General features: G+C 56.7%; 5 protein-coding genes. All 5 read right to left on the bottom strand.

Annotation, left to right across the window (positions count from 1 at the left end):
* Window positions 1-826, bottom strand: an 826-nt coding sequence (locus A3754_RS13175; RefSeq protein WP_063520060.1) for an elongation factor Tu, incomplete at its 3' end; no start/stop codon positions are given.
* A 32-nt stretch (window positions 827-858) separates the two neighbouring features.
* Window positions 859-2,958 carry an elongation factor G gene (gene fusA, locus A3754_RS13170; RefSeq protein WP_063520059.1) on the bottom strand — a complete coding sequence of 700 codons (2,100 nt, stop codon included), beginning with the start codon at window positions 2,956-2,958 and terminating at the stop codon, window positions 859-861.
* A gap of 79 nt (window positions 2,959-3,037) precedes the next feature.
* Entirely contained in the window at window positions 3,038-3,508 is a 471-nt protein-coding gene (gene rpsG / locus A3754_RS13165) for a 30S ribosomal protein S7 (protein ID WP_063518893.1), read from the bottom strand.
* 133 nt (window positions 3,509-3,641) lie between these two features.
* On the bottom strand, window positions 3,642-4,013 hold the full coding sequence (gene rpsL, locus A3754_RS13160; protein ID WP_011587675.1) for a 30S ribosomal protein S12: 372 nt from the start codon (window positions 4,011-4,013) through the stop codon (window positions 3,642-3,644).
* 218 nt (window positions 4,014-4,231) lie between these two features.
* A partial coding sequence (gene rpoC / locus A3754_RS13155) for a DNA-directed RNA polymerase subunit beta' (RefSeq protein WP_063520058.1) occupies window positions 4,232-7,824 on the bottom strand: 3,593 nt, incomplete at its 5' end.

Below are 7,824 nucleotides of genomic sequence, written 5' to 3'. Positions count from 1 at the left end.
TCTCACCAGCGCGACCTTCGTCCAGCAGCTTGCGGAACATCTCAACACCGGTACAGGTGGTCTTGGTGGTGTCGTTGATACCCACGATTTCCAGCTCTTCACCCACCTTGATGATGCCACGCTCTACACGGCCGGTTACTACAGTACCGCGACCAGAGATGGAGAATACGTCTTCGATCGGCATCAGGAACGGCTGATCAACGGCACGCTCCGGCTCCGGGATGTACTCGTCCAGGCACTCAACCAGCTTCTGTACGGCAGGCATACCGATGTCGCTGGTATCGCCTTCCAGAGCCTTCAGGGCAGAACCCTTGATGATCGGAGTATCGTCACCCGGGAAGTCGTAGTCGCTCAGCAGCTCACGCACTTCCATTTCGACCAGCTCGAGCAGCTCTTCATCGTCAACCATGTCCGCTTTGTTCAGGAACACAACAATGAAAGGCACGCCAACCTGACGGGACAGCAGGATGTGCTCACGAGTCTGCGGCATGGGGCCGTCAGCTGCGGAACAAACCAGGATTGCGCCGTCCATCTGCGCGGCACCGGTGATCATGTTTTTCACATAGTCAGCGTGACCGGGGCAGTCTACGTGGGCGTAGTGACGAGTCGGAGAATCGTACTCTACGTGTGAGGTCGCGATGGTAATACCACGCTCACGCTCTTCCGGGGCATTATCAATACCATCGAAAGCAATGGCGCTACCGCCCCAGACTTCTGCACACACGCGGGTCAGCGCGGCAGTCAGGGTGGTTTTACCATGGTCAACGTGACCGATGGTGCCTACGTTTACGTGCGGTTTATTACGTTCGAACTTTTCCTTAGCCACGGCTCTATACCTTTAACAAATTAACCGTAAATTTAAGATTTCTTGCCGCTGATGACTTCATCAGCGATATTCTTTGGTGCCTCAGCGTACTTCAGGAACTCCATGGAGTAGCTGGCACGACCCTGAGACATGGAACGCAGATCAGTAGCGTAACCGAACATTTCAGACAAAGGCACCTCGGCACGAATAATCTTGCCGGCCATGGTGTCTTCCATGCCCTGAACGATACCACGGCGACGGTTCAAGTCACCCATCACGTCACCCATGTAGTCTTCCGGGGTTACCGCTTCTACCTTCATCATCGGCTCAAGCAGTACCGCACCGGCTTCCTTGGCTGCGTTCTTCACAGCCAGGGCACCCGCCATACGGAAAGCGTTTTCGTTGGAATCCACCTCGTGGTAGGAACCATCGTACAGAGTCGCTTTCACGCCCAGAATCGGGTAGCCCGCCAGCACACCGGCTTGCAGCTGTTCATCGATACCCTTCTGTACCGCACCAAAGTATTCCTTGGGTACGGAACCACCGTGAATCTGTTCCTCGAACTGGAACTCTTCATCACGATCGATAGGCTCAAACTTGACCTTAACGTGACCGTATTGACCACGACCGCCGGACTGCTTCACGAACTTACCGTCCACGTCCGCAGCACGGGTGAAGGTTTCGCGGTATGCCACCTGCGGCGCACCGATATTCGCTTCCACCTTGAATTCACGCTTCATGCGATCCACGAGAATATCCAGGTGCAGCTCGCCCATGCCAGAGATAATGGTCTGGCCGGTTTCTTCGTCGGTCTTCACACGGAAAGACGGATCTTCCTGCGCGAGACGACCCAGCGCCAGACCCATTTTTTCCTGGTCTGCCTTGGACTTGGGCTCCACAGCAACGGAGATTACCGGATCCGGGAATTCCATACGTTCCAGAACGATCGGGCTCTTCATGTCACACAGGGTGTCACCGGTAGTGACGTCCTTCATGCCAACACAGGCCGCGATATCACCCGCCAGTACTTCCTTGATTTCTTCACGGCTGTTTGCGTGCATTTGCAGCAAACGCCCCACACGCTCTTTCTTCTCGCGTACGGAGTTCATCACGCTATCACCGGAATTCAGCACACCGGAGTAGACACGAATGAAGGTCAGAGACCCCACAAACGGGTCGGTAGCGATCTTGAAAGCCAGCGCAGAGAACGGCTCATCGTCGGAAGACTTACGCGCTTCCACGGTTTCGCCATCCGGCAGCACACCCTGGATAGCTTTTACTTCATCCGGGGCCGGCAGGAATTCGATAACTGCGTCGAGCAGCGCCTGAACGCCCTTGTTTTTGAACGCGGAACCACACAAGCCGAGAACGATTTCGTTGGCCAGAACCTGCTTACGCAGACCCGCCTTGATATCGTCATTGGAAAGGTCACCTTCTTCCAGGTACTTTTCCATCAGCTCTTCAGAGCCTTCTGCTGCCGCTTCCGTCATTTGCTCACGGAGCTCGTCACAACGCGCCTTGATGTCGTCCGGGATGTCCTTCTCTTCGTAGGTCATCCCCATGTCGTCTTCGTTCCAGTAGATAGCCTTCATCCGGATCAGGTCGACAACACCCTTGAAGTTATCTTCCGTACCGATGTTGTACTGAATCGGCACAACGGAAGCACCCAGACGCTTGCGAATCTGGTTACAAACGGAGTCAAAATCTGCGCCAGCGCGGTCCATCTTGTTGACGAACACAATACGCGGCACTTCATATTTATTGGCCTGGCGCCATACAGTCTCGGACTGCGGCTCAACGCCGGAAGAACCACAGAACACCACCACGGCACCATCGAGTACACGCAAGGAACGCTCTACTTCAATAGTGAAGTCAACGTGCCCGGGGGTATCAATGATGTTGATACGGTGCTGATCGTACTGCTGGTCCATGCCCTGCCAGAAAGTGGTGGTCGCAGCGGAGGTAATGGTAATACCACGCTCCTGTTCCTGCTCCATCCAGTCCATGGTGGCAGCACCGTCGTGCACCTCACCAATTTTGTGAGACACACCGGTGTAGAAAAGAATACGCTCGGTAGTAGTGGTCTTGCCCGCATCTACGTGCGCACAGATACCGATGTTGCGATAGCGATTAAGAGGAGTCTTACGAGCCACGGTGCTAACCTCGATTCACTGGTTCAAATACAAAAACCGGCCTGTACACAGGCCGGTTTCACTCGCTTGTCTTCTGCCTTTAGAAGCGGAAGTGGGAGAAGGCCTTGTTGGCCTCGGCCATACGATGCACGTCTTCACGTTTCTTCATCGCAGCGCCTTTGCCTTCAGCGGCATCCATCACTTCGCCGGCCAGACGAGCAGGCATGCTCTTCTCACCACGCTTACGTGCAGCATCAACCAACCAGCGCATTGCCAGAGCAGTACGACGGCTGGGACGAACCTCAACAGGAACCTGGTAAGTCGCACCACCAACACGGCGGCTCTTTACCTCGACGGCAGGACGGATATTGTCCAGCGCCTTTTCGAACATCTCCAGGGAATCAGCCCCTTTGCGTTCGGTGATAATATCCAGCGCACCGTAAACAATACGCTCGGATACAGACTTTTTACCACTGACCATTACATGGTTCATGAACTTGGCCAGAATCTGGCTTCCAAACTTCGGATCCGGCAGGATCTCCCGTTTGGCGACAACGCGACGTCTTGGCATCGGATGTGTTCCTCTAACATTCCCGCTTTGGGCGGGGAAAGCTTCAGGTGACTCCGGAACGGCATGCCGTCCGGACCTTACTCATCCCTCCGCAGCCACACGGGCTACGGCATTCAGAAAAGGTAGCTGGGTATTACTTAGGACGCTTGGCGCCATACTTGGAGCGACGCTGTTTGCGGTCCTGCACGCCTGCCGTATCCAGGGTGCCACGTACGGTGTGGTAGCGAACACCGGGAAGGTCTTTTACACGACCGCCACGGATCAACACTACGGAGTGCTCCTGCAGGTTATGCCCTTCACCACCAATGTAGGAAGAGACTTCATAACCGTTGGTCAGACGCACACGACACACTTTACGCAGCGCGGAGTTCGGCTTCTTCGGAGTAGTGGTATACACCCGAGTGCAAACGCCGCGACGCTGGGGGCAGCCCTGCAGGGCTACGGAGTCGCTCTTTTCTACCTTGCTTTTGCGCGGCTTGCGCACCAGCTGGTTTACAGTTGCCATGAAACTACTGCCTCACGCTTACAGTTCTGTGACAAAAACCGTCAGTTTACGGCCCCTGCCACCCAATTACCGCCCATGAAACCATGGGGGGCAGCGATTGTAGGGAGCCTCCGGCATCCCGTCAAGGCGCCGGAGAATCTCTACGGTTGCCCCCGAAGGGGCGAAATGGCACCAGCCACTTGTGCGGGCGCCATTATCGGGTCAAGAAAACGCCCGCACTACTCGTCGGAGGAGCTAAGCGCCTCGGACAGAGCCGCTTCCACCTCGTCCATGGTCGGCGCTTCCGGCCCGCGTGCGTCAGCACGCTGGCGGCGACGGTCCATGTGGTAGGCATAGCCGGTACCGGCCGGGATCAGACGACCCACAACCACGTTCTCTTTCAGGCCACGCAGGTCGTCTTCCTTGCCGGTTACCGCCGCTTCGGTGAGAACGCGGGTGGTTTCCTGGAAAGACGCTGCAGAGATGAAGGACTCGGTGGCCAGGGAAGCCTTGGTGATACCCAACAACAGACGCTGATATTGCGGCAGCATCTTGTCTTCGGCTTTCAGACGGTCGACCTCTTCCATGACGCGGGCATATTCTGCCTGCTCACCCTTGATGAAGTGAGACTCACCCACTTCCAGGATCTCTACTTTGCGCAGCATCTGGCGGATGATCGTTTCAATGTGTTTGTCATTGATCTTCACACCCTGCAGGCGGTAAACCTCCTGCACTTCGTTAACGATGTAACGGGCCAGCTCGGATTCACCTTTCAGGCGCAGGATATCGTGGGGGTTCAGCGGACCATCAGAGACCACTTCACCCTTCTCTACCCGCTCACCTTCAAACACGTTGAGCTGACGCCACTTGGGAATCAGTTCTTCGTAATTGTCATCACTGTTATCCGGTGTTATCACCAAGCGAACCTTGCCTTTGGTTTCTTTACCGAAGGACACGGTACCAGTCTTCTCGGCCAGGATGGCGGCTTCTTTCGGGTTACGGGCTTCGAACAGATCCGCAACGCGGGGCAAACCACCAGTGATGTCACGGGTCTTGGAGGATTCCTGGGGAATCCGCGCAATCACATCACCCACACCGATGCTGGCGCCATCCTTCAGGCCACACAGCGCACCGCCCGGCAGGAAGTACTGCGCCGGCATATCAGTGTTGGGCATCACAACGGCTTTGCCCTTGCTGTCCACTACCCGGATTACCGGACGCATGTCCTTACCGGCAGACGGGCGATTCTGGGAACCGAGCACTTCGATATTGGTCAGGCCGGTCAGCTCGTCGGTCTGGTGGTTTACAGTGATACCTTCTTCCATATCACCGAACTGAACCTTACCTTCCACTTCCGCGATAATCGGGTGCGTGTGTGGATCCCAGGTTGCAACAACCTGACCACCACCCACTTCGTCACCTTCATTCACGGTCACGGTGGCACCGTAGGGCAGCTTGTAACGTTCACGCTCACGGCCCAGCTCATCGGCAACGGCCAGATCAGCAGAACGTGACACGATCACCAGGCCATCCTTGTGCTGCACGTGCTTGGCATTGTGGAAACGCACCTTACCGCCGTGCTTGATCTGGATGCTGGACACCGCAGAGGCCCGGCTTGCCGCACCACCAATGTGGAAGGTACGCATGGTCAGCTGGGTACCCGGCTCACCAATGGACTGCGCCGCAATAACACCAACAGCCTCGCCCACATTCACCTGATGACCACGGGCCAGATCACGACCGTAACAGGTGGCACACACACCCCAGCGGGTGGCACAGGTAATCGGCGAGCGCACCAGCACTTCGTCCACACCCATGGTTTCCAGCTGCTCAACCCAGACTTCGTCCAGCAGGGTGCCGGCTTCCACCGCCACTTCGTCCAGATTCAGCGGGTTCATCACGTCACGGGCAACCACACGACCGAGAACACGTTCGCGCAGCGGCTCTACCACGTCACCACCTTCAATCAGCGGTGTCATCAGCAGGCCTTCTTCAGTGCCGCAATCGTTCTCGTTGATCACCAGATCCTGCGCCACATCCACCAGACGACGAGTCAGGTAACCGGAGTTCGCTGTTTTCAGTGCAGTATCCGCCAGACCTTTACGCGCCCCGTGAGTAGAGATGAAGTACTGGAGTACGTTCAGACCTTCACGGAAGTTACTGGTAATAGGCGTTTCGATAATGGAGCCATCCGGCTTGGCCATCAGACCACGCATACCGGCCAGCTGACGAATCTGGGCCGCAGAACCCCGCGCCCCGGAATCGGCCATCATGAAGATGGAGTTGAAGGAGCCCTGCTCTTCGTCCTTGCCTTCGCGGTTCTTCACCACTTCGACTTTCAGGTTCTCCATCATCGCCTTGGCGATCTGGTCATTGGTCCGCGCCCAGATATCCACGACCTTGTTGTAACGCTCACCGCGGGTTACCAGACCGGAAGCGAACTGCTCCTCGATCTCGCGCACTTCCTCTTCGGCAGCGTCGATCATGGTGTACTTGGCATCCGGGATCACCATGTCTTCCACACCAATGGAGGAACCGGACAGGGTGGCTTCACGGAAGCCCAGGTACATCAGCTGGTCAGCAAAGATGCAGGTCTCTTTGGTACCCAGGATACGGTAGCAGGTGTTCAGCAGCTTGCTAATGGCCTTCTTGGTCATGTTCTGGTTGACCATCTCGTAGCCCAGACCCGCCGGCACGATATCCCACAGTTTACAGCGACCCGGCGTGGTATCGACGATGAAGGTACGCTCTTCCACGTTACCTTGCTGGTCTTTCACCACTTCGTGGACACGCACTTTAACCCGGGCGTGCAGGTGCACCTGCTTGTTGGCCAGGGCACGCATCACTTCCTTGGTGTCGGCAAAGACCTGACCTTCGCCCTGGGCGTTCACACGCTCACGGCTGATGTAGTACAGGCCCAGCACCACGTCCTGGGTCGGTCCGATGATGGGCTCACCATTGGCCGGAGACAGGATGTTGTTGGTGGACATCATCAGCGCACGGGCTTCGAGCTGGGCTTCCAGGGTCAGCGGTACGTGCACCGCCATCTGGTCACCATCGAAGTCGGCGTTGAAGGCCGCACACACCAGCGGGTGCAACTGAATCGCCTTGCCTTCAATCAGTACCGGCTCGAACGCCTGGATACCGAGACGGTGAAGGGTCGGTGCACGGTTCAGCATCACCGGGTGTTCGCGAATCACTTCGGCGAGGATATCCCACACCTCGGCAGTTTCGCGCTCGACCATTTTCTTGGCCGCCTTGATGGTGGTCGCCAGACCACGACCTTCCAGCTTGGCAAAGATGAACGGCTTGAACAGCTCCAGCGCCATTTTCTTGGGCAGGCCACACTCGTGCAGCTTGAGAGTCGGGCCTACCACGATCACGGAACGACCGGAGTAATCAACACGCTTACCGAGCAGGTTCTGACGGAAACGACCCTGCTTACCCTTGATCATGTCGGCAAGGGACTTCAGCGGACGCTTGTTGGAACCGGTGATGGCACGGCCGCGGCGGCCGTTATCCAGCAGCGCATCCACAGATTCCTGCAGCATACGCTTTTCGTTACGCACGATGATGTCCGGCGCACTCAGGTCCAGCAGACGCTTGAGGCGGTTGTTCCGGTTGATCACCCGGCGGTACAGATCGTTCAGGTCGGAGGTGGCGAAACGGCCACCGTCCAGCGGCACCAGCGGACGCAGATCCGGCGGCAGAACCGGCAGCACGGTGAGAATCATCCACTCAGGCGCGTTGCCGGAATCCTTGAAGGCTTCCATCAACTTCAGACGCTTGGAGAGCTTCTTCAGCTTGGTGTCGGAGTTAGTGGATTCCACTT

The sequence above is a fragment of the Alcanivorax sp. HI0083 genome (genome assembly GCF_001635175.1).
The sequence above is the reverse complement of the archived record's forward strand: the minus strand, read 5'-3'. Positions and strand labels throughout refer to the sequence as shown.